This window comes from Nonomuraea longispora (genome assembly GCF_004348345.1).
GTDB classification, from domain to species: Bacteria; Actinomycetota; Actinomycetes; order Streptosporangiales; family Streptosporangiaceae; genus Nonomuraea; species Nonomuraea longispora.
This window is the reverse complement of record NZ_SMJZ01000018.1, coordinates 41,290-66,112: the sequence shown is the minus strand read 5'-3', so window position 1 is coordinate 66,112 and position 24,823 is coordinate 41,290. Positions and strand designations below refer to the sequence as shown.

Sequence of the window (24,823 nt, the reverse complement as noted above, 5' to 3'; positions counted from 1 at the left end):
GCCCCGCCCTTCCCGTCGTCGATCACCTCGACCTGCAGCCGGTCGTCGTGGCGGCGCACCCGGACGGACGCCCGCCGCGCCCCGCTGTGCTTGGCGATGTTGGTGAGCGCCTCGGCCACCACGAAGTAGGCCGTGGCCTCGACCGACATGGCACACCTGACGGGGATGTCGGCCTCGATCGTGCACGGCAGCGGGAAGGTCGTGACCAGGCCGTCGAGGGCATCGGCCAGCGACCGCTCCGCCAGCACCGGCGGCAGGATGCTGCGCACCACCCCGCGCAACTCGGTGAGCGCCTGCTCGGCCGCGTCCTGGGCCTGGCCGAGGATGTCCTCGGCGGCGGCGGGATTGCGCGCCACGGCCCGGCGGGCCGCACCCACCAGCACGTTGACGGCGACGAGCCGGTTCTGTGTGCCGTCGTGCAGCGACCGTTCGATCCGCCGCAGCTCGGTGGCGTGCGCGTCCAGCGCGGCCGAGCGGGTCGCGGTCAGGTGCGCCACGCGTACGCCGAGGTCGGCGTCGGCGTCGAGGGCCAGCAGGCGGCGTCCCGGCCAGGCCTGCAACCACGCCATCAGCGGCGAAAAGATCATGGCGAGCGCGATCCACACCGGGGCCACCAGCGCGATGGCGAGGGCGCTCGGCCCGTCGTCCACGGTCCAGAGCCCCAGCCCGGCGTCGGACGCCTCCTCCGGCGGCACCAGCCGCCACCACGCCCAGAACGTGACGTCCTGCACCGCCTTGACGGGCAGGGTCGTGCTGAGTATGCCGAGGAACACCCCGAAGGAGGCGTGCGTGGCCACCCACGCGAGCTCCCTGCGCACGGTACGGTCGGCGAGCGCGGCGCGCAGCCCGTCGGGCACCGGCTCGGGGCTGACGAACCCCTGGCCCCAGTCGCCCAGACGGGAGCGCTCCCGGTTCGCGACCGCGCGCAGGGCGCGCAGCGCGGCGGGCGCCATCAGCAGCCCCACGCCGACCAGGGACATGAGCGCGGTGGCGCCCAGCAACATGAGCGAGAGCATTGCCAGGACCCCCGTGCCCATGCCGCCGATGAGGCGTTCGAGAGCGTCCAGGGTGGTCCGGCCGCGGGCGAACATGTCCCATCGACGGATTGACTTGCGGCGGTTCCCGGCGACACGGGTCGGCATCCGCAACTCCTCAACCAGACGGCGGCCCTAGAGGGACCACTGCAGGCTACACCCGCGCCTATCGCGTTGTTGGGGGCTCAGTCAGGACATGACCGCCGTTACGTACCTGTCCCTCCCTCCATCATGCTCCATCGGAGGGAAACGCGCGGCGGGTGCCGGGGCGGTCGTGGGGTGGGCGTCAGGTGAGGAAGGTGGCGACGGTGGTCACGAAGCGGGACGCGTCGTCGAGCCACGGGAAGTGCCCCGCGCCGGGCTGGACGGTGAGCGTGGCGTCGCGGAACAGGGCGGCGTACTCCGTCATGGCGGGCAGCGGAGCGGCCACGTCGACCTCCCCCGCGAGCAGCAGGACGGGACCGTCGAAGGCGGCCAGCGCCGTACGGGTGGCGGCGGGGCGGAACGCTCCTTCGGCGCCGAACGCGGCCGCCGCCTCCTCGTTGCGCTGCTCCTCGTCGGAGGCATGGTGGGCCTGGGCGGCGGCGTCCCACCGGCCGTAGGTCAGCGGCGTGACGGCCTCCCAGTCGTCCGGCGTGGCCGTGCCGGCGGTGGCCGCCCGCAGCCCCGCGTACGCCCGGGAGAACCAGGGTTCGCCGGCCCGGAGCCGCGCGGTCTCGAGCCGCCACTCGCCGGCGATCTCGATGCCGACCGCTCGCGTGCTGGGCGTGACCAGGACGAGCCGGCCGGTGTGCTCGGGGTGCCGGGCCGCGTACTGGACGGCGAGGTTGGCGCCGGCGGAGTGGCCGAGCACGTCGATCCGGTCGAGCCCGAGGTGCAGGCGGAGGGCTTCCACGTCGTCGACGAGGCGGTCGCAACGGTAGGCGGAGGAGTCCGCGGGCGTCGCCGACCCGCCGGTGCCGCGTAGGTCCAGCATGACGAGGCGCGTGCGGGAGGACAGGCCGCCGAGCTCACCGAGGCAGGACGAGGGCAGCATGGGGCCCCCGGGCAGGCAGACCAGCGGCGATCCGGCACCGTGGAGGCGGTAGGTGAGTGTGGCGCCGTCACGCGCGACCAGGGAAGGCATGGCCACGGATCCTGTCAGCGCCGCTCGGCCGGCGGCAACGGCTTTTCCGCCGCCCGCCGGGCTGCTTACCGGCCGGCCTTCGTCCTGCCGAACCAGCTGACGGAGGCCGAGCGGGCGCCATGAGGGCGGATCCGCCGGCGATGTCCTGCACGGCCCGCACCAGAGCGCCGATCACCATAGGGGCGGTGAACCACCCGAACGCGGTCAGGGCGATGGCGTCGTTCGCGCCGACCTGTCCTTCAGATCAGGCTCCCTGGCGCATCAACCAACCCGGAGCTCCACCATGCCCCTCTTACTTGGCCAAGTAAAAATTACCTTGTCCAAGTAAGTCCGGGCCACGGCATTGTGGTGCACGCGCTCTCTCAGACGTAACGGATCATCCAATCCAGCAGTGCCTCGTTCTGGGCCAGACGGTGCGATGGGGGCCCGACGAGGGAGCCGTGATGGGAGGTGCCGGGGAATCGCAGCATCTCGGCCGGCACCCCGTTCGCCTTGAGGATGGCGTAGTACTGCTCGGTCTGTTCCGGCGGACACCGGTGGTCGGCCTCGTGCTGCAGGAACAGGGTGGGTGTCGTGCAGCGGTGGGCGTAGGTGATCGGTGAACACCGTTCGTAGTCGTCGCGGCGTTCGTGCGGTGCGCCGCCCATCACGGTCGGCCCTTGCCAGAGGCCGGTATCGCTCGTGCCGTACATGCTGAACCAGTTGAAGAACGGGTTCTCGGGACAGGCCGCCTTGAACCTGTCGGTGTGCCCGATGATCCATCCGGTGAGGAAACCGCCGCACGAGATGCCGAACACTCCAAGCCGGTCGGGGTCGGCGAGTCCCAGCTCGACGGCGTGGTCGACACCCTTCATCAGGTCCGTGTAGTCGAGGTTGCCGTAGTCGTTGTTGACCGTCGTCGCGAAGTCGTCGCCGTACCCGGTCGAGCCGCGCTGGTTGACGAACAGAACTCCGAAGCCGGCCCCCGCGAGCATCAGAAAGTCGAAGTTGAAGGTGTGACCCCAGCCGGTGTGAGGACCGCCGTGGATGCCGAGCAACGTGGGGTACGGCGCGTCGCCGCCGTCGGGAGGCGGCAGGAACCATCCCTCCACGGTGGCGCCGTCGCCGCTCACGAACTCCAGCCGCCGGGCGGACGGCAGATCGAGTTCCGCCAGCAGTGCGGCGTTGAGCTCGGTCAGCCGTTCCTCACGTCGAGCCGCGACGTCGAACGTGTACAGGTCGCCGGGTTCCGTCATGCCGAAACCGGCGAACAACAACGTGTCGCCGCGCAGGCATGCGGGCGCGCAGACGCGTTCGCCCGCCACCACCGGCTCGTACGACTCCGGACCGGACAACGCGACCTTGACGATCTCTCCCTCCCCGCCACGCTGCACCATCGTGTAGGCGTGGGCGCCGTCGTCGGACACGACCAGCCGTCCCAGCGACATCTGCACGGCCGGCATGTCCGGCTGGAGGATGCCGCCGACACCGGCGTCGAGCCCGGTCGTACGCGGGTCATGCGCGCCGGTGCGGGGATCGACCACACGCAGCTCCGCCTTGGTGCCCGGGAGCCGGCCCGGCTCGTAGCCGATGAGGTACGCGATCCGTCCGTCGGGACACGCGGTATGGCTGGAGATCAGGCCGGCGTGTGCGAGTTCGCTGACGCCGCCGTCCAGGTCGACCATGCGCAAGTGCATGGTCATCGGGGCGGCGCCGGGGTCGTGGGAGGCGAGGTAGGCGATGCTCGTGCCGTCGGACGTCCACACCGGTTCGAAGTTCAGCGCCGCGTCGTCGGTGAGCCGCTGTGGCTCACCGCCGCCGACCTCGACCACATAGATGTCGGTCCCGGCGTCGTCGAGAACGCCGATGCCGTCCGCCCGCCACACGGCACGTGTGACCCGGTACGGCTTGGCCGGGTCGCGCGGCTCGCCCTGCGGTCCCGCGGCGAACGCGATGTGCGTGCCGTCAGGGGACCAGGCAGGTCCGCCGCTGACGCCGCGCGGGAGCGAGGTGAGCTGTCGCGCCTCGCCACCGTCCGCCGGCATCACGAAGATCTGCGGAGCCCCGCCACGGGCGGAGAGAAAGGCGATCCACCGTCCGTCCGGGGAGAACACCGGCGCGACATGCACGGTGTCCGCGTACGTGAGGCGTCGGCACGCCTTGCTCCGGCGGTCCAGGAGGAAGAGGTCGGCGTGGTCGGTGTTCGACTCGGTGTCGGCCCTGGAGAGCGCGTACACGACGGTCCGGCCGTCCGGCGCGAGGTCGGCGCCCATCAGGAAGCGCAGCTTCAACAGGTCGTCAGCGACAACGGGGCGCTTACCCGCGGTCTCGTTGGCAGGGGTCATGCTCACCTTCGCTCCTTGGGGATCAATCGTTCGCCGGGCCGGCGTGGCGCCGCACGACGGGCAGCAGAATGCGGCTGGCCTGGTCCGGGCCGTGGTACACGCGCTGCTCCGCGACGACGACGGTGTCATCGGTGAAGAAGTTGCTCGCGCCCGAGTTGGTGTTGCGGTCGTACCGGCTGAAGCCCGAGCTGCTGACCTCGACCCGGATGCGGTGACCGGGGAGGAAGCGGACGCCGCAGGCGTCCATGCCGATCTCGAAGAGCGTGGGGATGCCGGGTTCGAGCTGCTCGGGATGCTCGAATGAGCGACGGAACCGGGCGCGCAGCGCACCGCGGCACAGGAAGCGCGCGGTTCCGTCCGGGTGTACGTCGGTGAGCCGCAGGTGCCAGTCGGTGTCGAGGGCTGACGAGGAGGCGTAGAGCTGGCAGGTGATCCAGCCGACAACGTCCAGCGGCTCGGTCAGCGGCTCGCTCGTGTAACACAGGCAGTCGTTACGCTTGGAGCCGGGACGGTCGTCGATCGGACCGTCGTGCAAGCTCCACGGGCGGGCACCGCAGTCGGCCGGGTCATACCGGTAACTGTCGGGAGGTTCCTCCATGCTCGGGGGTTCCAGGGTCAGGATGCCGTCGCCGTCGAGGCTGTTCGCCTGCCCGCCGGAGTGGAGGTAGAGCGGCATGTCCTCCGCGTCAGGCAGCGGCCAGTCGTCTTCCGCCCACCACTCGTTCGCGCCGACGACGAAGACGTGGACCGGCTTGTCTTCCTCGATCCCGTTGGGCACGCCTTTCAGCCAACGGTCGAAGAAGCGCAGGACGTAGTCGTTGAGCTCGATGATCGCGCTCTCGCCGAAGTCGACGCCGTTGAGCTCCCGGTGGGTGTTGATCCAGTGCGGCCACGGGCCGATGACCAGCTTCTGCCCGGACTTCGCCCGGCTGTTTCGCATGGCCTGGTAGTTCGACGGGGCACCCGGGAAGTTCAGGTCCCACCATCCCGTGACGTTCAAGGACGCGACGTCCATCTCGGCATGGTTGTCGTACGAACGCCGGCGCCAATAGTCATCAAAGGTGGGATGCTCGGTCATCTCGCGCCACCAGTCCGGGCTCACCCCGGTGCTGTCGGGCACAGCGGCCAGCGGCAGGGTGTCGAAGTACGGTTGCGGCCCCGTGAGCACGCTTCCCGGATCGGCTGTCTGCCAGGAGCGTGCGCCCATGGCGACGGCCCATTCGGCGATGCCCAACATGAAACAGCCGCCGAGGATCGGCTCGTTCCGCCACGGCGAGCCTGGCGGCGAGCACATCGGCACGATCGCCTTCAGATGCGGCGGGCGTCGGGAGGCCGCGAACCACTGCGTCTGACCCGCGTACGAACCGCCGATCATCCCGATGTTGCCGTCGCACCACTCCTGCGCGGCGATCCATTCCACCGTGTCGTAGCCGTCGTCGGCCTCGTCGGCGTACGGCTGGAACACCCCGTCGGAGTTGAACCGGCCGCGACAGTCGTTGAACGCGATGATGTAGCCCGCCTGTGCGAACCGCTCGTACAGCTCGGCCCGGTGACCGCCGACCTTGTCGTAGGGCGTACGCATCAAGATGACGGGCAATGGACCTGGCAGGTCGGGCCGCCGGAGGTCCAACGCCAGTTCGACGCCGTCGCGCATGGGCACCCGGAGCCCACGGTGCAGGCGTGTGACGGACGTCAGCTGCGGCGAGACCTCGCCCCGAGGCGGCTCGCCCTGTCGCACGTGTTCAGTCATCCTCATCCCTTCCAGGAAGTGCGGGCTCTACCCGGCGCGCGAGGCGGCCATCCAGGTAGACGAGCTGGTAGCGACCGGTGTGATCCGCCTGGGAGAAGTGCAGGCGGGTCCGGCCGTCGAAGAGGCCGGCCATGTCGGCGACGGCCGAGTGCGGGCCGTCCGGGACGGCGTCGAACTCCGTGGCGGCTCCCGTCTCGTAGATCTCGGCTCCTTGGAGGTCGTCGAGGACGGGTTCGACCCTCACGCGCAGCCTCTCGCCGTGCGGCGTGACGGTGAGCCTTCTGCTCTTACGCAGGTAGGTTCCGGCGCACCGGCTGAGCCCAAGGGCTTCTGCGTCGTGGTTCTGGTGCGGGAGGCGCAGCGGAGACCGTTCGGGAGGGAGGAACAGTTCGAGCGCATCCGCGTGGAGAGCGGCTGACGCGTTCGAGTTGGCGAAGGCGATGTACGCCAGGTCGTCGCGTGGGGAGAGCACGGCGAACGCCGTGCCTCCGTTGGAGCCGCCGCCGTGGGAGTACACCAGTCCGCCCTCGCGTGCGGTATAGCGCCAGCCCAGGCAGTAGCCGGTCTCGGGCCCGGGCGGTTCTGCGACCGTCGGTGTGCGCATGGCCGCGACGGACGCCGGCGCGAGGAGCCGATTCACGAGGTCCGGAGGGTCGAGGAATGCGCGCAGAAAACGGAGCGTGTCGCCGACCGTCGTGATCAGAGTCGATCCCGCCGCGGCCAGCGTCTCCGGCAACATGAACCGCGTGGTCGGCACGTGCCCCGGCGCCGCGGGGAAGTGGCCGATGGCGGTGTGATGCATGCCGGCGTTCCCGGGGTCTGCGCTGGTTCGTTCGAGCTCGAGTCGGTCGATCACCCGTTCCTGGAGCAGTTGGAGAAAGTTCTTGCCGGTCAGTCGCTTGAGAATCACCTCGACGACGAACCAGCCGGCGTTGTTGTAGGAGGCGGTGGCGCCTGGTTCGTGCAGCTTTCCGACGTCACGCAGCAGGTCGACGTAACGGTCCACCCCGTCCGGGTACGGGCCGGTGTCGACGAGATAGTCGCCCGCGTCAGTACCGCTGGAATGGTTGAGCAGTTGCCGGACGGTCATCGCCCCGGCCGCCGTCGTGTCCGCGCCGAACTGGACGTCTGGCGCGTAGTCCACGATCCGCTGGTCAAGGTCGATCTTGCCCTCTTCGACAAATGTCATGACCAGGGCGGTCGTCCACACTTTCGTGACGGAGCCGGTCAGGAACGCGGTGTCGGGAGTCATCTCGGCCTGCGTGTCGAGGTTCGCGACGCCGCAGGCGGCGACCGAAGTGCGACCGGCATGGTGAGCACCGACGACGAAGCCGGGCACGCCGTGCCCCGCTCGCAGCGTCTCGAGCCGGCGCCGCAGGTCGGTCCCGGCCATCACGACGACGGCCGTTCCCGCTGCGACGGGACGCCCATGACCTGGCGGAAGACGCGCATCACATTGTCGCCGAGGACCTTCTTGACGTCCTGCTCGCCGAAACCTCTCCGTACCATCGCGTCCGTGACCTTCACGAGGTCCGACGGCCGTTTGATCTCGGCGGGTTCGTACGGGCCGATGGCCCCGGCGTTGCCGCTCGGATCTCCGGCGTGCGCCGGCCAGCCGCCCCAGACCTCCTGGAAGTAGTCGTCGATGATGTCGGGTCCGAGCCCGACGTGGTCGATGCCGGCGATGTCCACGACGTGCTCGATGTGGTCGACGACGCGGTCGGCCGTAGGGTTGTGCGGGTCGATGAACCAGGGGATCGCGGCCGCGACGCCGACGACGCCGCCCAGTGCGGCGATCCGTCTGATCTGGTCGTCGCCGAGGCTGCGATGGTTGTCGGTGATGACGAGGCACGTCGAGTGGGTGGCGAGAAGCGGCCGGCTGGCGAGGTTCAGCACGTCCTCCACGCCGTTGACGCCGAGATGGCTGACGTCGAAGACCATGCCGAGGCGCTCCATCTCGGTGAACACCTCGATGCCCTGCGGGGTGAGTCCGCCCCGCGCCGTGTCGTCCAGGCCGCTGCCGTCGGCGAGGAGGGTGCGGCCGTAGTGCGCGATCGACGCGACGCGCACGCCGGCCCTGAACATGGTCCTGATCAGCTTCGGGTCCTGGCCGATGCCATGTGCCCCCTCGATCGCCATGACGAGCGCGATCCTGCCGCTCCGGTTCGCCGCGTCGATGTCCGCCGCCGTCGAACAGATCGCCACGTCATCCGGGTACTGGGCGGCCAGCTCGTGGATCCGCTCGGCGAGGAGCAACGTACGGCGCAGGGCTCCCTCGGACTGGTGGTCCTCGTCGATCCAGATGGGCAGCACCTGGACGTCGACTCCGCCGGCACGCAGCTCGGGTAGCCAGAACTCAGCGAAGTGGTCGGTCCTGCCCCGCTTGTCCATGTGGTCCACGAGGAGGATCAGGTCGTTGTGCGCGTCGACGACCTGGGCGTCGGCGTGCAGGCGTGCGGTGTCCATCTGCGGCTCATTCCTCCGTCGCCGAGGTGTCGACGACGGGGACGACAAGGTGGGACGGATGGTCTCGGTCACGGTAGATCGTCTGGGTGGCGACGACCGGAGCGCCGGGCTCGCCGCCCAGGTTGGTGTTCCTGTCGAAGCGGGGGAAGTCGGCGGAGGAGATGTCGACGCGGAGGCGGTGCCCGGCCCTGAACCTCATCGCCGTCGCCCACATGTCCACCTCGAGTCGATAGATCTTCCCGGGATCGAGCAGCTCAGGTGCGCCGTCATCGGTGCGGTAGCGGGCGCGAAGCATCCCGCTCTGGACGTGGAACGCGCGGCCGTCCGGCCAGACGTCGCTGAGGCGGACGTTGAAGTCGGTGTCCACCGCGCTGGAGCCGGCGTAGAGGACCATGACGAGCGGGCCGACGACGTCGAGATCCTCATCGAGCGGCGGCGTCGTGTACACCAGCACGTCACCGCGTCGCTGGACCTCGCTCACGTCTCCACTGCCCGGGGTGTAGTGGAACGAGACGAAACTCCCCGCGACGGTAGGCGTCGGATCCTCGGGATCGTAGGCGTAGACGTCCGGCTCAGCGCCCGCAGAAGGCGGGCTCGTCGAGAGCACCCCTTCACCGCCGAGATAGAAGGCACGTTCCGTCGCCTCCGGCACCGGCCAGTCGGACGCCGTCCGCCACTCGTTGGCGCCCATCAGGTAGTAGGTCACCCTCGGCCAGGACTCCGTCGTGCCGTTGCGTACGGAGGTGAACCAGTGGTCGAGGAAGCCGACCTGGTCCAGCATGTTCGACGGGCGCACCAGTTCGGGATGCTCGTCCGTGCCCAGCCGGTATCCAGGCCGGTTGTGTGCCCTCGGGGTGATGATGATGCGTGCGCCGTCGGCGACCTCGGGGCGTCCTTCGCGGCGCAGCATCCGGAACGTGGCGAGGGCGTCGTTGACGCCCCAGTCGTACCACGCGGTGAGCATCAGCGGCGGAGCGGTGACGAGCCGGCACATCTCCGCGGGGTCGGCGTGCGGCATGATGTGCCTGGCGTGAGAGATGCGGTGGCCGAAGATGTCCGACATGGCCTCCATGTCCGTCATCGTCACGTGGTCGACGCCCCTCGCTCGACGAACGAACTCGGCGCGTCGCGCGCTCGAAAGACCGCAGTAGCGCTCCCACAACCACTGTCGTGCCTCGGCCGGGTGCATGCCCGTGACGACGGGGTACTCCTGCACCAGCCACTCCGGCAGCGGCAGTTGCAACGGCTCGTTGAAGTAGCCGCCTGCCAGTGTCTCTTGCTCGAACACCCGCTCCATGTCGAAGAGGGAAACGGGCACCTTGTCCGCGCCGTTGCCGACGACCCGCGCATAAGAGTTGACGAACATGTACAGATGTACGGTGTTGACGGCGATCCCGAGTCCGCTGACCGCCGGCGCGATCGCCGACATCGCGGGGTTAGCCGACATGCACCACTGCGTGAGACCGGTGTAGGACCCGCCGCACGACGCGATGAACCCGCCGTACCACTCCTGCTCGCAGATCCAGTCAATGAGGTCCGGGCCGTCTTCCCGCTCGTGCACCAGGTAGTCCCAGTCGGCCGGCTCGCTCTCGCCGGTTCCCCGGCAGTCCTGTGACACCACGGCGTAGCCGCGCCGCGCGAATGCCGTCAACGCCGCCGTCACGCCGAACGCCTCGACATCTCGGGGAATCGGGCCGCGGCTGACCAGGACCGGCGCTCGGTGGACCGGCGGAAGGTAGACGTCGGTCGCGAGTCGCACCCCGTCCCGCATCGTGACCTGGACCGTCTCGCACGTGATGGCGGACGCGGGGAACTCCGGCGGCGGAAGTGTTCCGTTCAGAAGGAACTCGTGGAGCTCCGGTGCGACGTCGACGAGCCGGGCCTGTGCCTTCTTGACCAAGGTGCACACCTCTTCCTTGCCGGCCGGCGAACGCCTGACCGGCGAGCTGGTTGACTCCACGCTAATCTCGGTCATACCATATGTAGCACCTTCAATGTAAGATATTACTATCGCGACGCACCCCCAAGGCTCAGGCCTCGGGTCAACGGTGCGGAGCGTGGCCCTGCATCCACCCGACCGTGGCCCCCGCCCGTCGGCACCCCCCACGTCCTCCATTCACGTCTCTGTCGCGCCGAGCGCAAGGAGAGAGGTCGAGAGCAGCATGAGCCTCAGGATGATCACGGCATGCCTGGCGCTGACGTCAGCATGCTCGGTGAGCTGCGCGAACAACGCATCCCAAGCAGACACCGACGTGCTGACCGTGGGACTCACCGGTACGGTGAGCACCCTCGACGACACCGCTAGCACGAGCTCGGTGGGCTTCACCGTGACGTCGCTCGGCGTGGAGCGCCTCATGCGGGTCGCCCCCGACGGCAAGCTCGAACCACACCTCGCGAAATCGGTGGCGCATCCCGATGCGACGACCTACCTCTACACACTGCGGCCAGGGATCACGTTCTGGGACGGCTCCGCACTCACCGCGGACGACGTCGCGTTCTCGATGAACCACGCGCGCCGGGCGAAGTCACAGCTGGCGTCGTTCTTCGCGAGCGTGCGGGACATCACCGCCGACGATGGCGACACCGTGCGCGTGACGCTGAAGCATCCCGACGCCAGCTGGAAATACACGCCGACGTTGGCTCCCGTGTTCCAGAAGGCGTTCGCCGAGAAGCACGGGGACTCCCACGGGAAGCCCGGTGTGCTGGTCATGGGCACAGGCCCCTGGAAGTTCGCGGACCTCGCCGCCACCCGTGGCGTCGAGCTGGTCCGTAACGACGACTACTGGAACGGCCGACCGGCATTCGGCCAGATCAAGATCGAATTCCTGGCCGACGACACGAGCGCCGCCTTCGCGTTCCGCGCCGGCGAGATCGACGTCGCGTTCCCCGCCGACGCGCGCTCGTACGAGTCGATATCGGGGACGAAGCTGGTCAGCAGCGGACCGACCTGTTCGTCCATGGTCATGAGCATGAACACGAAGCTGGAGCCGTGGAGCGACATCCACGTCCGGCGGGCGGTCGCGCACGCAGTCGACAGGGAAGGCATCGTGAAAGCCCTCGGCGACGACGTCACTCCCACCTCCCAACTCATTCCCCGGCCCATGTGGGACGGCGCCGTGCCCGCCGCGGAAGCGGACAAGCTCTACGAGTCGCTCCCCACCTACGAGTACGACCTGGACAAGGCGCGCTCGGAGCTCGCCCGCTCGGCGTACCCCGGCGGTTTCAGCGCCACCATCAACACGTCGTCCAACCTGACCGAGACCAGCATCGCCAACCAGGCGCTCGCAGCGAGCCTCGCCAAGATCGGGATCAGGATCGCTGTCAAGAGGGTGCCGAACAGTCAGTGGCTCAAGCAGCTCTACGGACCCCGTGCGGACATCCCCGTCTTCACCATGCCGATCGGTTGCGGCACGGTGCCCGACCCGAGCTTCTATCCCGGCATCCTGCTGGACTCGGCCGCCGCCACCGAGGGCGGCACCAACGTCGCCGACTACACGAAACCAGAGGTCGACCGCTTGGTCCGGGTGGGCCTGCGTACCGACACCCCGGAGAAGCGCCTGTCTATCTACCGCGACCTGCTGCACCAGGTGTCGGAGGACGTCCCCTACGTGCCGCTCTACTCGCTCGAGGGGTACGTCGCCCTTTCCGAGCAGTTCGTCTGGCCAGGGTTCGACGAGATGTACTCGGTCCAGCCATGGGCGCTGTCCATCAAGGCGAAGGCGTAGCGACGATGAGTGTGCGGAGCACGGCCTTCCTTCTGTTCAAGCGTCTCGTGGCGGCATGCCTGCTGCTGGCTGTCATCTCTCTTGCGGTGTTCTCGCTGGTGTACCTCTCACCGGGAAGCGCCGAGCAGATCCTCGCCGGCGGCAAGGGATCGATCCCGCCCGAGCAACTGCAGCGCCTCAGGGCCGAGCACCACCTCGACGAGCCACTCCTGACGCAGTACTGGATCTGGGTGAAGGACGCCGTCACGCTCGACTTCGGCCAGTCCATCCAGACGGCGCTGCCCGTGACCGATGAACTGGGCGCACGGCTGCGCGTCTCTCTCTTCCTCGGCGGCTACGCCTTCGTCCTGACCACCGTGGCCGGCGTCCTGCTCGGCCTGTTCGCCGCGTTGCGAAGGAACAGCATCCTCGACCGCGCCATCGTGGCGTCGACGCTCGTCGGGCTCAGTGCTCCGGCGTTCGCGACCGCGCTCCTGCTGCTGTACGCCTTCGCCATCCTCGTGCCGGTGTTCCCCGCCTTCGGGCAGGGCACCGATTTCCTCGACACGTTGTGGCACCTCACGCTGCCGGCGCTCGCACTCGCCACCTCCAGCACGGCCTTCCTGGTCAAGCACACCCGCACCGCGATGCTCGGGGTGCTCGACCAGGATCACGTCGTGTTCGCGCGCGCACGTGGCCTGTCGATCACCACCGTGCTCTTCCGCTACGTGGGGCGGAACGCGCTGATCCCCATCACGACGATCAGCGCGCTCACCTTCATCCAGTTCGTCGTCGGCGCCGTCCTCGTCGAGGTCGCGTTCTCGCTGCAAGGGATCGGAAGCCTGCTCGTGCAGGCCGTCGCCGCCAAGGACGTGCCGATGGTCCAGGGAGTGGTGATGCTGGTCGCCGTCATCGTCATCGCCGCGAACCTGGTCGCCGATCTCTTCTCCATGGCCGTGGATCCCCGCGTGCGACTTGGAGGGCGGGCGGCATGAACGGAGTCAGCGAGAGGACGGCATCCGGCCGGCATGGCACCGCCAACCGGTCGGACGTGACGGCCGGCCTCTGCTTCGCGTTTCTCGCGGTCATATGCGCGCTCGCCCTCGGGCCGTCCATGGCGCCGTACGATGCGATGGGCGCGAATCTCACCATCGGGCTCGGTCCGCCCACCGAGAGCCACTGGCTCGGGACGGACGCGCTTGGGCGCGACATCCTGTCGCGGGTCATCGTCGGCGCGCGGGCCGCCCTCCTCGGACCACTGATCGTCACGCTGGTGTCGATGGTCTTCGGCAACGCCCTCGGCTTGATCGCCGGATGCCGTGGAGGGTGGGTCGACAGTGTCGTCATGCGCTGGGTCGACCTGATGCTCGCGCTCCCCGGCCTGCTCGTCGCGGTGGTCGTGATCGGCGCGCTCGGCGGAGGCTACTGGGTGGCCGTCGCCGTGCTCGGAGTCCTGCTCGTCCCGTTCGACGCGCGCGTCATCCGCGGCGCCGCGCTCGAGCAGATCCCCCGCCCGTACGTCGAGGCGGCCAGGACACTCGGTGTCCCGTGGTGGCGTCTCACTCTCTTCCATGTCTGGCCGAATGTGTCCGCGGTGACCGTGGCGAACTCCTTCCTCGCGTTCGCGATGGCGCTCGTCTCACTGTCGGGCCTGTCCTTCCTCGGCTTCGGCGCGGATGCCGGCCAACCTGACTGGGGCCTCATGATCGCGGAGAACCGTACGAACCTGTTCGAGAACCCGGCTTCGGTCGTGGCGCCAGGGTGCCTGCTCATCCTCACCGCGACGTGCGTGAACCTGCTGGGTGACTGGGTGTACCAACGCCTGTCCGAGCGAGGCCTCAGCCGATGAACGAGGTGGAATCCGTGGACGAGCCCGCGCTGGAAATACGGCGGCTGCGCATCGAGGCAGCCGGACGCGGCACTGCGACGACCATCGTGTCCTCGCTGGATCTCTCCCTGGCGGCCGGCGAGACGGTGGGCATCGTCGGCGAATCGGGCAGCGGGAAGTCGATGACCGCCCGAGCCGTCGTCGGGCTGCTCCCGCCTTCCGTGTTCGTGTCGCGTGGCGAGATCCGTTACGGCGGACGCAGCCTGCTCGAACTGACCGAACGACAATGGCGCCGGATCCGCGGCTCGGAGCTGGGTTTCGTCATGCAGGACCCGTTCACGATGCTCAATCCCGTCAGGAAGTGCGGTCGCGTCATCGAGGAGTCGCTGCCCGACGCCGGCCGGGGCACATCCAGGCGGCAGCGTCGCGCCGAGTCGATCGAGCGGCTCGCCGAGGTGGGCATTACGGACGAAGCCGTGGCGGATCGCTATCCCTTCCAGCTTTCCGGCGGCATGCGTCAGCGCGTTGCGATCGCCGCGGCGATCGCGTCCGAGCCACAGGTGCTCATCGCGGACGAGCCGTCGACGGCTCTGGACGTCACGACGCAGAGAGACATCCTCCTGCTGCTGAAGAAGCTCCAGGCCGCTCGAGGCATGGGGCTTGTCCTGATCACCCACGACCTGCGCGTCGCCTTCGCCATGTGCGACCGGGTCTACGTCCTTTACGCGGGTCACCTGGTCGAGGCCGCGGCGGCCGCCGAGCTCGAGAGCACACCGATGCATCCCTACACCCACGGCCTGCTGATCTCCGAACCACCGGTGGACCGCCGCGTGGCGGAGCTGACCGGCATACCGGGCGCGGTGCCGGTGCCCGACGACGTCGCCGGCCGATGCGCGTTCGAGCCGCGCTGCGCCTGGTCGACGCCGACCTGCCGGAACGGCACGCCGCCACTGACCGAGGTGGCGCCGCGCCACCTGTCCGCGTGCACCCGCGTACGCGAGATCCACGGCGAGATGGCGCACCCGCGCTCCCGCATGAGGCTCGCCGAGCCACTCCCACCGGCCCGGCCGCCATCGGGCGGACCTCTTGTTCGCGGTCGTGACGTGCGCAAAGTGTTCGACGGCCGCCGTGACCAGGCGCCGGCCCTTGCCGGCGTCTCGTTCGAGATCGGGTACGGCGAGAGCGTCGGGCTGGTCGGCGAGTCGGGATCCGGCAAGACGACCCTCGCTCGATCGCTGGTCGGCTTGGAGCGCATCACGTCCGGCGAGCTCGTCGTCGACGGAGTCGCCGTGAGCGCCGGGTCTCGCCTGGATGCCCGCGACCGACGCAGACTGAGCCACACCGTGCAGATGGTGTTCCAGGATCCTTACTCGTCGCTCAATCCCATGCGCACCATCGGGTCGGCCCTGAAGGAGGTGGTCAGGCTGCACGACCCGTCGGCGACCGACCCCTCGGCCCGGGTCGCCGAGCTGCTCGAGTCCGTCGGTCTGCCCGCGGAGCTGGCACAACGCAAACCGGTTATCCTGTCCGGTGGGCAGCGGCAGCGAGTCGCCATCGCACGTGCGCTGGCGGTCCGCCCGAAGCTCCTCGTCTTCGACGAACCTCTTTCCGCACTTGACATGTCAGCACAGGCACAGGTCCTCAACCTGCTCACCAGGCTGCACCGCGACCGCGGCATCGGTTACCTCTTCATCACCCACGACCTGGCGATGGTCCGTCAGATCGTCGATCGCGTCTACGTGTTGTACCGGGGCGACATCGTCGAGTCAGGTCCCGTCGACGAGGTGCTGGCACGCCCGGCCGACCAGTACACGAAGAAGCTCATCGAGTCCATACCCCGGCCGACGGGGACCTGGCTCACGTGACGATTGTGGAGGTGGCATGGGCCGGCGAATGGCGGTCGACTGGATCTCGGTGGCGCCGGTCAAGGGCCTCCGTCTGCTCCCGCGCAGCGAGGTGCGGCTGACGGCCGACGGCGTGCCCGGCGACAGGGCGTTCTTCGTCGTCGACGACCGGAACGTGATGATCAGCATGAAGCGTGTCGGCCCCCTTGCGGCGGTCGTGCCCGATCATGACCCAGTGGCCGGCCGGCTCGCCCTGCGGTTCCCCGACGGCCGTTCGGTGGCGGACACGGTGCGGCTGGGTGCTGCGACGCGAGTGCGCTTCTTCGACACGGAGCTGCGCGCACGTCCGGTCGAAGGCGAGTTCTCGGCGGCGCTGTCCGAGCACTGCGGCGTCTCCTTGCGCCTGATGGCCACGCCACCCGGGTGGCTGTCCTTCGACCGCAGGCAGGGCGTCGTCTCCGTGCTGTCACTGGCCTCGCTCGAGCGGCTGCGTGAGGTGGCCGGGCTGGCCGAGCCGATCGATCACCGACGTTTCCGCATGACCTTCGGGTTCTCCGGCCTCGACGCGCACGAGGAGGACCAATGGGTCGGCCGTGACCTTCAGGTGGGCGAGGCGGTCCTGCGGATCGCCGGGCATGTGGGCCGTTGCGCCGCGACGACCCGGCACGCCGACACGGGCGTCATGGACCTCAAGACGCTCCGTCACCTGGCAGCTTACCGAGGCGACCTGGCGACGACGGAGCCCTTGCCGTTCGGCGTGCACGCCCAGGTCATCCGGCCCGGTCCGGTCAGTGTCGGCGACCCGGTCAGGTTGCTCGCGGGGACGGTCGAACCCCGGTCACGGGAGGTCGGCGACGCGGATCGAACGGTGTGATGTCCGGCGCGGGGATCGAGACATCGCGCGCCTGAGCGGACCACGCTGTCGACAGCCCGGCAGTCCCGGCTGCGCCGCGGCGCCGGCTATGCGTCACGCCTGCTGGGCCAGTGCATCAGGATCCAGGCCGCGAACGACGCCGATGACACCCGGCACGCTCCTGATCGCATGCAGCGTGCCCGCGACGAACTTCTCCGCGCTGTGCCCGCTCTCGTGCCGGATCACCAGACGCTCATCGGCCCCGCCGAAGATCACCTCGGTGGCCAGCTCGTAACTCGGCAACCGCAGGGAGTGAACCTGGGTGCCGGCCACGGTCGCGCCACGTGCTTCGACATGGCCTCCGGTGTCAGCGACAGGACGGTCGACCGTGGGCGGGCCGTGCTCGGCGAGCCGCTCGGCGAGTTCCCTGGCCGTCCCGCTCGGCGCATCCGGCTTGTTCTGCGACGCGTAGTCGACGATCTCCCAGGTCCGCAGATACTGTGCGGCCAGCAGCGCCGCCTGGGTCAGAACCGTGGCGCCGAGCGAGAAGTTGCCCCCGGCGAACACCCCGACGCGGGCCATGCGCGCGACCTCGTCGATTTCCTCGAGGTCGCGCGCGCTCAGTCCCGACGATCCGACGACCACGTGCACGCCGTGCTCTATGGCCTGGATGGTGTGGGCGCGGATCGTCTCGTGCGAGGTGTAGTCGACGACCACGTCGACGTCGTCGAGCGCCTCGGCCAGCCGGCCGTGCACGGGGACGCCGATCGTGTCCTGCCCCCACGCCGCGCCGAGGTCGCTGCCGGCCGCGGAGCGGCTCACGGCGGATACCAGCTCCAGGTCAGGAGCTTCGATGACCGCTGCGGCGACGGCGCGGCCGGTCCATCCGGTGGCGCCGGAGACGCACACACGAACGCTCATCTCATCCTCCATGCTGTGGCCATCTTCTATTTAAAATATCACATGTAGTAGGTAAAGTATTATAGGTGGATGAGTGGAATCGACTTTGAGCGATCAGTGCGGCCATCGTGCGGCGCCCAGGGGCAAGGCCGGCGCGGCGGCCGGGCATCGATCGCCACCTCCACCGCCCCGCACGGGGTATGCCGTGTGGATTGCGGCGGTTTCCGTCTACGTGGTCGCCGCCTTCTATCGGTCGGCGCTTTCCGCGGCCGGCCCCGCCGCCGTGGATCGGTTCGACATCACCGCGACACAGCTCGGCGGCCTGGTCGTAGGTCAGTTGCTCGTCTATGCGGCGATGCAGATCCCCGTCGGCATGCTGGTCGACCGATTCGGCCCCCGGTGCCTGCTCGTCGCCGGAGCCACCGTGATGACCTGCGCCCAACTGGGGTTCGCCGTCACGGGTGAGTACATCGGTGCTCTCGTCGCACGAATGCTCGTCGGAACCGGTGACGCCATGATCCTCATCAGCGTGCTCCGTCTCGTCACCGCCTGGTTCCCACCGAGACGCTCGATGGTGATGGTCACGACCACGGCGGCTGTCGGCGGACTCGGCGCGCTCGCCGCCGCGGCACCACTCTCCCGGTCGCTGCTCGCGTTCGGCTGGACGGCGACGCTCCTGGTCAGCGCATCGTTCGGGGTCGTCGTGGGAGTCCTCGCCCTCGTGGTCGTCAGGGACACACCCCGTCGGTCAGGGAAATGCGCTCCGGACAGCCTGCCCACGATCATCCGCGACGTACAGGTGACGTGGCGCAACCCAGGCACGAAGCTGGGATTCTGGTCGCATTTCGCGCTTCTGTTTCCCTTCAACGTGTTCTGCCTGCTCTGGGGCTATCCGTACCTCATCCAGTCAGAGCACGTCGCGCGGGAGACCGCTGCCGTCATGGTCGGTCTGCCAACCGCCGTGGTCGTCGCCGGCGGGCCGCTGATCGGCGCTTATGTCGCCCGGCACAGCCGGCTGAGGCCGACGATCGTCATGGCCGTTCTGGCCGGGGCCGCCCTGACGTGGACTGCCGCGCTGCTCTGGCCCGGAGACGCGCCGCTCGCGCTGCTCGGTGTGCTTGCTGTGGCCGTCGGGATCTGCGCCCCGGCGTCGATGATCGGTTTCGACGTGGTCCGTACGTCCGTCTCTGGGTCACAACTCGGCCGGGCGACGGGGATCGTCAACTTCGGTGGCTTCGGCGCGTCCGTACTTGTCGTCCTCGCCATAGGCATCGTCATCGACGCCGGCTCGGCATCCCCGCCCGCCGAGACATACCGATGGGCGATGTGCCTGCAGTATCCGGTGTGGCTGCTCGGCGGCATCCAGGTGTGGCGTTACCGTCACTGCCCTCGCCAGCCACCTGTTGACCGACCGGCCGGAACCACTATGTGAAGTATGCTGTACAACATATAACGCACACATGGAGCGGGATTGACGGTGGCCAACGAACTCGGCAACATCTCGTCGACGAGCTTCCGCGAACAGGCGGCGCGCGCGATCCGACGGGCGATCTTCACAGGCAAGATCGCGCCGGGAGTGCTGTATTCGGTCTCCGCTCTTTCCGGCCAGTTGGGCGTGTCCGCGACACCGGTGCGGGAAGCCATGTTGGATCTCGTGAGCGAGGGCCTGGTCGTCGCGGTCCGCAGCCGCGGCTATCGCGTCGCCGACCTCACCCCTCAGGATCTCGACCACATTCTCAGGCTTCGAGTGCTCCTTGAGGTGCCGACGAGCGGAGAGATCGCCGAGTCGCGCAACGACGACGACCTGCCTCGACTGCTCGAGCTCGCCGCCCGGTTGCCGGACCTGGCCGGCAGCGGCGACTACGAGACCTACTTGGAGAAAGACCAGGAGTTCCATCTCGGCCTGCTCGCTCTTTCCGGCAACCCTCGGCTCGTGAGCATCGTGGAGAAGCTCAGGAACCAGACCCGGATCTTCGACGTGAGCAAGCTCGCCGCCAGCGGTGGCCTCGCCGGCTCGGCCCACGAGCACCTCGAGATCATGGAAGCGATCAAAGACCGAGACCGCCGGCGCACCGAGGAACTCGTCGAGCACCACATCCTGCGCTCCCGACGTGCCTGGCCCGCCGAGAAGGCCGCCGGCTCCTGACGAGCCGGTCCCCTCAGCGGGGCCTCGGCTACACGGTCCGCTGCGTACTCCTTGAAGCGATGGAGAACAGACCCTTTCCCGGTGGTCATCCATGTGCAATGCTACATTTAAAACCTAGTGTGTGAGGTTGCTATGGATGAGGCAGCGCGCTCATTGTCCGCAACTGGCCGTACACGGTTGCGCCGGTTTCCCGAGCGCGGTCGGACAGACCGCGCCGACCTTGAGGCGATCCTGGACGACGGTCTGATGTGCTTCGTCGGCGCAGTCGTGGAGGGGTCCCCGCGAGTGGTGCCGATGGTCTACGGTCGGATCAACGACACCCTCTACCTGCACGGATCCGTCGCCAACCAGGTGCTCACCGCCGCGAGGGACGGCGCTGAGCTCTGCGTGTCGGTGACGGACGTCGACGAGCTCGTCCTGGCGAACTCGTTGTTCCACCACTCCGTCAACTTCCGCTCCGCGATGATCTACGGCCGGGGGCGGCTCGTGACCGACCAGCGCGAGCAGGTTGCGGGGCTGCGCGCCGCGGCCGACCAGCTCGTGCCGGGGCGCAGCGCGACGTTGGACGCCCCCACCCGCAAGCAACTGGCCGCAACGATAGTGATCGCCCTTCCACTGGAGGAGGCCTCGGTGAAGGTACGGCAAGGTCCGCCGAACGGCGAGGCCGGCGACTACGACCGTCCTATCTGGGCCGGGGTGCTACCCCTCACGCAGACCTGGGGCGAGCCGTTGTCCGACCCCAAGCTCCGCACCGCGACCGCCATCCCCGACCACGTCGCCGATATGGCCGGTCGGCCACTGCGGTGACGGCTGGGTGCGGCGCGCTGATCCGGTGGCGCGGCCATGGGTTCCCTTCCTCGACAGGTGACGGTGACGGCCGGGCGCCGCATCGGGCAAGGATGGCATGGTGACTATCACCGCGGACGTCGTGGTCGTCGGCGCCGGCGTGATCGGCTCGTCGACGGCTCTCGAACTTGCTCGCGCCGGCTTCCGGGTCGTCGTCGTCGATCGTCTCGGAGGGCCGGGACAGGGCTCGACGAGCGCATCGAGCGCGGTCGTCCGGTTCAACTACTCGACCTTTCCTGGCGTCGCCGCGGCGTGGGAGGCCCGGCACTGCTGGGAGAGCTGGCCGGACCACCTCGGGTTCGTGGACCGGGCGGGAATGGCCCGGTTCTGGCGGACGGGCATGGTGTTCCTCGATGTCGACGCGGCGCCGAAGGAGAGGGTGGTGCCGCTGTTCGATCGGGCCGGCATCCCTTACGAGACGTGGGATGCGTCCCTGCTGGCAGAGCGGATCCCAGGACTCGACGTGGGCCGGTTCTGGCCACCCAAGAGGCTCGACGACGACGGGTTCTGGGCAGATCCCACGGAGCAACTCGGCGCCCTGTGGACCCCGGACGCAGGCTGGGTGGACGATCCCACGCTGGCCGCGGTCAACCTCGCTGACGCCGCCGGCCATGCGGGTGCGCGGTTCGTGTACGACAGTCAGGTCACCGCCGTACGACGAACCGGAGGCCGGGTCGCCGGCGTCGCCCTGGCGAACGGCGAACAGGTGGACGCGCCCATCGTGGTCAATGCGGCGGGACCGTGGTCGTCGGCCTTCAACCAGATGGCAGGCGTCGGTGACGACTTCGCCATCACGACCCGTCCGATGCGACAAGAGGTGCACTTCGTGGCCGCACCCCCCAACTTCAACCACGGCGACCGGCCTGGACCAGTGATCGCGGACCTGGACCTGGGCACCTATCTGCGCGGCGCACCCGGCAACGGGCTCTATGTCGGTGGCACCGAGCCGGAATGCGACCCGATGCAGTGGCTGGACGATCCGGACGAGGCGAACCTCCGCCCGACAGTGGCGCTTTTCGACGCGCAGGTGACACGCGCCGCACGGCGCTTTCCCAACCTGAGTGTGCCGGCTCGGCCAAGCGGCATCGCCGGTGTGTACGACGTCTCGACGGACTGGACTCCCCTTTACGACCGCACCTCGCTCGACGGTTTCTACGTCGCGATCGGCACCAGCGGCAACCAGTTCAAGAACGCACCCGTCGCCGGGCGTTTCATGGCGGCGATCGTCGCTGCCGTGGAGAACGGGCACGACCACGACAGCCACCCGGTGCAGTACCGCGGTGAGCACACCGGTCTCACCGTCGATCTCGGGGCGTTCTCCCGCCGGCGAACGGTCAACGCGGACTCCACCGGGACCGTGATCGGCTAGCGCTGCCCCCGGAACGATCGCCGGCTTGGCCGTCCCCACGTTTCCACCTGTTGACCTCCTCCCTCCAGACCGTTGACGCGTGCGTCGGGGGCGAACGCCGGGATCGGTGCTCACTGGTTGCGGCTGCGCCCGCGCAGAAGGTAATGGAGAACCCTGTGATCGTCGAGGTGCCCGCACCGGGCCGCAGGGGCGACAGGCCGGACGCCGTGGCCGACGCCTGGAACCTCCTCCTCCTCGTCCGTCGGCGGCCCTTCGATCGGCAGGCGCACGAGAAGCTGGGGACACGCAACGTCACTGGGCCGCGCGGAGCGTGATTGTCGGCGGCCGATCAATCCGGATACAATTACCTGTGCCAGCAGGAACCGATGCCCCTCACACCTTCACGGCGACCGCCCGCCGCGCGCAGATCATCACTGCCACCATCGACACGATCGCCGAACTCGGTTACGGCCAGGCCACGTTCGCCCGGATCGCCGAACGCGCCGGCCTGAGCAGCACCCGGCTGATCTCCTACCACTTCGCGGGCAAGGCCGAACTCATGAGCGCCGTTGTGGCCGAGGTCTACGGGCGGCTCGGCCCGTTCATCGCCGAACGCATGACCGGCCACCCTGACGCACGCGGCGAACTGCGCGCGTACATCACCGGTGCGATCGAGTTCATCGCCGAACACCGCGTCCAGATGCAGGCCCTGATGGCGATCTTCCTGAATTTCCGCGACATCGAGGGCGGCAGCCGCTCCTACGATGCCGCCAACGACCGCAACGTCGTCGGCCACGTCGAGGCCATCCTGCGCAAGGGCCAGGACAACGGCGAGTTCCGCGACTTCGACACCTTCGTCATGGCCGCGACCATCCAGCGGAGCATCGACAGCCTGCCCTTCCTGCTGCAGAGCGCGCCTGACCTCGACCTGCCCGGCTACGCCAGAGAGCTGACGACCCTGTTCGATCTGGCCACGCGCGCACAATCTGCGCGGCTGGAGGAACCGCCGTCGCCGCAGGATCGTTGAGCAGGCAGGCGGACCACCGAGTCTCGGGAGTTCAGCGTGGAGATCACCGGCATCATTTCCGGTCTCATCATCGGCATCGTGATCGGCGCTCTGGGGCGGCTGGTCATCCCAGGGCGGCAACGCATCCCCATCTGGCTGACCATCGTGATCGGCGTCGTCGCCGCGCTGATCGGCACGGCCATCGCGGCGGCCCTCGGGGTCGCCGACACCGGCGGCATCGACTGGATCGAGCTGGGCATCCAGGTCGCCCTGGCCGCCCTGGGCGTCTCGCTGTCGGTCGGCATGTACGGCAGACGCCGCGAGTGACGTACGGGCGGCGGGCGGCGCACCCACGGCCGCCCGTCGCCCGCAGTCCGGCGTTACCGTGATCACGACGGGACGCGGACCGCTTGGAGCTTCGCCGCCGTCTCCACCGCGCGCCGCACCTGGTAGCGGCCCGGCCCGGTGATGTCGATGAACTGCTCAGCGCACGAACGTCGACTCGTAGAGCACGAGCAGATGCTCCAGAACCCGCTCCTCCGGCCAGCCCCGACCGGCCATGATGCGGTCGAACAGGTCGGTCGAGATCAGGCTCCAGAGCATGTCGGCCGCCGTGTCGACGGTCCACGGGGGCGCCAGCCGGTTCTCGTCGGCGAGGCGGGCGGCGATGCGGCGGCAGTTGTCCATCTGGGCGATCGCGACCGTCTCCTTGTGCCGGGCGGCGCCGGCGTCGTGGGGGTCGACCCGGCTCAGCGCGTGGTTCATCGCGGTCAGGCGCGGGTGGCAGCGGACCAGGTGGCGTACCCACGCCCGCAGCCCCTCCGCCGCGTCGGGAGCCTTCCACACCTCGGCCAGCGACTCCGCCAGCCCTTCCCGCCCGGCCACATGCCCGAACAACGCGGTCACCAGGTCGGTACGAGAGCGGAAGTGCAGATAGACCGCGCGCCGGGAGACACCCGCGCGGGCGGCGACCTCGGCCATCGTCAGGGCGTCGAACCCGTCACGCTCCAGGATCTCCCTGGTCGCCGCCAGCAGGGCGTCGCGGGTGCGCCGGCTGCGCGCGTTGTGCGGATCGTCGATCGCCGGTGCCATGGCCGCCTCTCGTAGCTGACAACTGCGCATCATGTGCACTTTACTCGGCGACCCGTCCACCCGCACGATGGCGGTAGCCTGCGTCCCATGAGGCGCGCTTGGGCCATGCCGACGGTGTTCGCGGTCTGCGGCCTGCTGGCGGCGATCACCCAAGTGTCCAGCGGTGCTCCCGGCGCGGCCGTCGCTCTGCTGCTGGTGTTCGGGCTCCTCGCCGTCATGCACTCGTCGCTGCTCTTCCCGCGGTCGATCGCCGCGGTGGAGGCGCAGCGCCGCAGCGCGGTCGACGGCCGGCCGATCGTCTACTGGAGGCCGGGGTGCAGATACTGCCTGCGCCTGCGGATCCGATTGGGCCGCAACGCCCACCGGATGCACTGGGTCGACATCTGGCGTGACCCGGACGGTGCGGCGGCGGTGAGGGCGGCCAACAACGGCAACGAGACGGTGCCGACCGTCGTGGTGACGGGCCAGGCACACGTCAACCCCGATGTCGCCTGGGTGCGCGGGCAACTCTCCCCACCTGCCTGATCGCCGGTGAGGCCGTCAGAACGGCCGCGCG

At 68.9% G+C, this 24,823-nt stretch carries 22 protein-coding genes; 13 read left to right on the top strand and 9 right to left on the bottom strand.

What is annotated here, in order from left to right:
- The 7 genes from E1267_RS07810 to E1267_RS07780 form a co-directional block, all read right to left on the bottom strand.
- The coding region (locus E1267_RS07810) for a sensor histidine kinase (RefSeq protein ID WP_132331265.1) at positions 1–1,142 on the bottom strand (1,142 nt) is incomplete at its 3' end.
- Between the two features lie 178 nt (positions 1,143–1,320).
- Positions 1,321–2,160, bottom strand: coding sequence for an alpha/beta fold hydrolase (locus E1267_RS07805; RefSeq protein ID WP_132331263.1), 840 nt, complete (start codon positions 2,158–2,160; stop codon positions 1,321–1,323).
- Positions 2,161–2,522: 362 nt separating this feature from the next.
- On the bottom strand, positions 2,523–4,484 hold the full coding sequence (locus E1267_RS07800) for a S9 family peptidase (RefSeq protein WP_246063599.1): 1,962 nt from the start codon (positions 4,482–4,484) through the stop codon (positions 2,523–2,525).
- A 22-nt stretch (positions 4,485–4,506) separates the two neighbouring features.
- Positions 4,507–6,234 (bottom strand): CocE/NonD family hydrolase, encoded by a 1,728-nt coding sequence (locus tag E1267_RS07795; protein ID WP_165959506.1) that lies wholly within the window; start codon positions 6,232–6,234, stop codon positions 4,507–4,509.
- Positions 6,227–7,627: a serine hydrolase domain-containing protein gene (locus tag E1267_RS07790; RefSeq protein WP_132331257.1), complete on the bottom strand. Its 1,401-nt coding sequence runs from the start codon at positions 7,625–7,627 to the stop codon at positions 6,227–6,229. The genes E1267_RS07795 and E1267_RS07790 overlap by 8 nt, the downstream gene beginning before the upstream one ends.
- Positions 7,627–8,700, bottom strand: coding sequence for a dipeptidase (locus tag E1267_RS07785; RefSeq protein ID WP_132331255.1), 1,074 nt, complete (start codon positions 8,698–8,700; stop codon positions 7,627–7,629). The genes E1267_RS07790 and E1267_RS07785 overlap by 1 nt, the downstream gene beginning before the upstream one ends.
- Positions 8,701–8,707: 7 nt before the next feature.
- A complete protein-coding gene (locus E1267_RS07780; RefSeq protein ID WP_165959505.1) occupies positions 8,708–10,675 on the bottom strand; it encodes a CocE/NonD family hydrolase in 1,968 nt (655 codons plus the stop codon).
- Between the two features lie 277 nt (positions 10,676–10,952).
- On the opposite strand from E1267_RS07780, the gene E1267_RS07775 reads away from it, so the two are divergent.
- The 5 genes from E1267_RS07775 to E1267_RS07755 are packed head-to-tail and all read left to right on the top strand — an operon-like array spanning position 10,953 to position 16,950.
- Positions 10,953–12,425 carry an ABC transporter substrate-binding protein gene (locus E1267_RS07775; protein WP_165959504.1) on the top strand — a complete coding sequence of 491 codons (1,473 nt, stop codon included), beginning with the start codon at positions 10,953–10,955 and terminating at the stop codon, positions 12,423–12,425.
- Between the two features lie 5 nt (positions 12,426–12,430).
- Positions 12,431–13,399: an ABC transporter permease gene (locus tag E1267_RS07770; protein WP_220449375.1), complete on the top strand. Its 969-nt coding sequence runs from the start codon at positions 12,431–12,433 to the stop codon at positions 13,397–13,399.
- The gene (locus E1267_RS07765) at positions 13,396–14,253 is read left to right on the top strand and encodes an ABC transporter permease (protein WP_132331249.1); all 858 of its coding nucleotides are present in this window, start codon (positions 13,396–13,398) and stop codon (positions 14,251–14,253) included. Before E1267_RS07770 ends, E1267_RS07765 begins: the two co-directional genes overlap by 4 nt.
- The gene (locus tag E1267_RS07760; RefSeq protein ID WP_132331247.1) at positions 14,250–16,097 is read left to right on the top strand and encodes a dipeptide ABC transporter ATP-binding protein; all 1,848 of its coding nucleotides are present in this window, start codon (positions 14,250–14,252) and stop codon (positions 16,095–16,097) included. Before E1267_RS07765 ends, E1267_RS07760 begins: the two co-directional genes overlap by 4 nt.
- A 16-nt stretch (positions 16,098–16,113) precedes the next feature.
- On the top strand, positions 16,114–16,950 hold the full coding sequence (locus E1267_RS07755) for an MOSC domain-containing protein (protein WP_132331245.1): 837 nt from the start codon (positions 16,114–16,116) through the stop codon (positions 16,948–16,950).
- Between the two features lie 93 nt (positions 16,951–17,043).
- On the opposite strand, the gene dapB is transcribed toward E1267_RS07755, so the two are convergent.
- Positions 17,044–17,850 (bottom strand): 4-hydroxy-tetrahydrodipicolinate reductase, encoded by an 807-nt coding sequence (gene dapB, locus E1267_RS07750; protein WP_132331243.1) that lies wholly within the window; start codon positions 17,848–17,850, stop codon positions 17,044–17,046.
- Positions 17,851–18,061: 211 nt separating this feature from the next.
- Here dapB and E1267_RS07745 point away from each other — a divergent pair, with 211 nt between their 5' ends.
- From E1267_RS07745 to E1267_RS07720, 7 genes are all read left to right on the top strand, one after another.
- Positions 18,062–19,261, top strand: a complete 1,200-nt coding sequence (locus E1267_RS07745; RefSeq protein WP_165959503.1) for an MFS transporter — start codon at positions 18,062–18,064, stop codon at positions 19,259–19,261.
- A gap of 45 nt (positions 19,262–19,306) precedes the next feature.
- On the top strand, positions 19,307–19,975 hold the full coding sequence (locus E1267_RS07740; RefSeq protein WP_165959502.1) for a GntR family transcriptional regulator: 669 nt from the start codon (positions 19,307–19,309) through the stop codon (positions 19,973–19,975).
- Between the two features lie 132 nt (positions 19,976–20,107).
- Complete coding sequence (locus tag E1267_RS07735) at positions 20,108–20,782, top strand: pyridoxamine 5'-phosphate oxidase family protein (RefSeq protein ID WP_132331237.1); 675 nt, start codon at positions 20,108–20,110, stop codon at positions 20,780–20,782.
- 97 nt (positions 20,783–20,879) lie between these two features.
- Positions 20,880–22,190 carry an NAD(P)/FAD-dependent oxidoreductase gene (locus E1267_RS07730; protein WP_132331235.1) on the top strand — a complete coding sequence of 437 codons (1,311 nt, stop codon included), beginning with the start codon at positions 20,880–20,882 and terminating at the stop codon, positions 22,188–22,190.
- Between the two features lie 155 nt (positions 22,191–22,345).
- Complete coding sequence (locus E1267_RS44130; RefSeq protein ID WP_165959501.1) at positions 22,346–22,504, top strand: hypothetical protein; 159 nt, start codon at positions 22,346–22,348, stop codon at positions 22,502–22,504.
- Entirely contained in the window at positions 22,501–23,196 is a 696-nt protein-coding gene (locus E1267_RS07725) for a TetR/AcrR family transcriptional regulator (protein WP_220449374.1), read from the top strand. Before E1267_RS44130 ends, E1267_RS07725 begins: the two co-directional genes overlap by 4 nt.
- Before the next feature lie 36 nt (positions 23,197–23,232).
- Entirely contained in the window at positions 23,233–23,502 is a 270-nt protein-coding gene (locus E1267_RS07720; protein WP_132331233.1) for a GlsB/YeaQ/YmgE family stress response membrane protein, read from the top strand.
- 156 nt (positions 23,503–23,658) lie between these two features.
- Here E1267_RS07720 and E1267_RS07715 read toward each other — a convergent pair whose 3' ends face one another.
- Complete coding sequence (locus E1267_RS07715) at positions 23,659–24,267, bottom strand: TetR/AcrR family transcriptional regulator (protein ID WP_165959500.1); 609 nt, start codon at positions 24,265–24,267, stop codon at positions 23,659–23,661.
- 87 nt (positions 24,268–24,354) lie between these two features.
- Here E1267_RS07715 and E1267_RS07710 point away from each other — a divergent pair, with 87 nt between their 5' ends.
- On the top strand, positions 24,355–24,792 hold the full coding sequence (locus tag E1267_RS07710; protein WP_132331229.1) for a glutaredoxin domain-containing protein: 438 nt from the start codon (positions 24,355–24,357) through the stop codon (positions 24,790–24,792).
- The last annotated feature ends 31 nt before the right edge of the window (positions 24,793–24,823 follow it).

Coding starts and splice junctions, on each gene's coding strand:
- E1267_RS07805 (WP_132331263.1), bottom strand. CDS start 2,160: ATGCCTTCCCTGGTCGCGCGTGACGGCGCCACACTCACCTACCGCCTC.
- E1267_RS07800 (WP_246063599.1), bottom strand. CDS start 4,484: ATGACCCCTGCCAACGAGACCGCGGGTAAGCGCCCCGTTGTCGCTGAC.
- E1267_RS07795 (WP_165959506.1), bottom strand. CDS start 6,234: ATGACTGAACACGTGCGACAGGGCGAGCCGCCTCGGGGCGAGGTCTCG.
- E1267_RS07790 (WP_132331257.1), bottom strand. CDS start 7,627: ATGGCCGGGACCGACCTGCGGCGCCGGCTCGAGACGCTGCGAGCGGGG.
- E1267_RS07785 (WP_132331255.1), bottom strand. CDS start 8,700: ATGGACACCGCACGCCTGCACGCCGACGCCCAGGTCGTCGACGCGCAC.
- E1267_RS07780 (WP_165959505.1), bottom strand. CDS start 10,675: ATGACCGAGATTAGCGTGGAGTCAACCAGCTCGCCGGTCAGGCGTTCG.
- E1267_RS07770 (WP_220449375.1), top strand. CDS start 12,431: ATGAGTGTGCGGAGCACGGCCTTCCTTCTGTTCAAGCGTCTCGTGGCG.
- E1267_RS07765 (WP_132331249.1), top strand. CDS start 13,396: ATGAACGGAGTCAGCGAGAGGACGGCATCCGGCCGGCATGGCACCGCC.
- E1267_RS07760 (WP_132331247.1), top strand. CDS start 14,250: ATGAACGAGGTGGAATCCGTGGACGAGCCCGCGCTGGAAATACGGCGG.
- E1267_RS07755 (WP_132331245.1), top strand. CDS start 16,114: ATGGGCCGGCGAATGGCGGTCGACTGGATCTCGGTGGCGCCGGTCAAG.
- dapB (WP_132331243.1), bottom strand. CDS start 17,850: ATGAGCGTTCGTGTGTGCGTCTCCGGCGCCACCGGATGGACCGGCCGC.
- E1267_RS07735 (WP_132331237.1), top strand. CDS start 20,108: ATGGATGAGGCAGCGCGCTCATTGTCCGCAACTGGCCGTACACGGTTG.
- E1267_RS07730 (WP_132331235.1), top strand. CDS start 20,880: ATGGTGACTATCACCGCGGACGTCGTGGTCGTCGGCGCCGGCGTGATC.
- E1267_RS07715 (WP_165959500.1), bottom strand. CDS start 24,267: ATGGCACCGGCGATCGACGATCCGCACAACGCGCGCAGCCGGCGCACC.
- E1267_RS07710 (WP_132331229.1), top strand. CDS start 24,355: ATGAGGCGCGCTTGGGCCATGCCGACGGTGTTCGCGGTCTGCGGCCTG.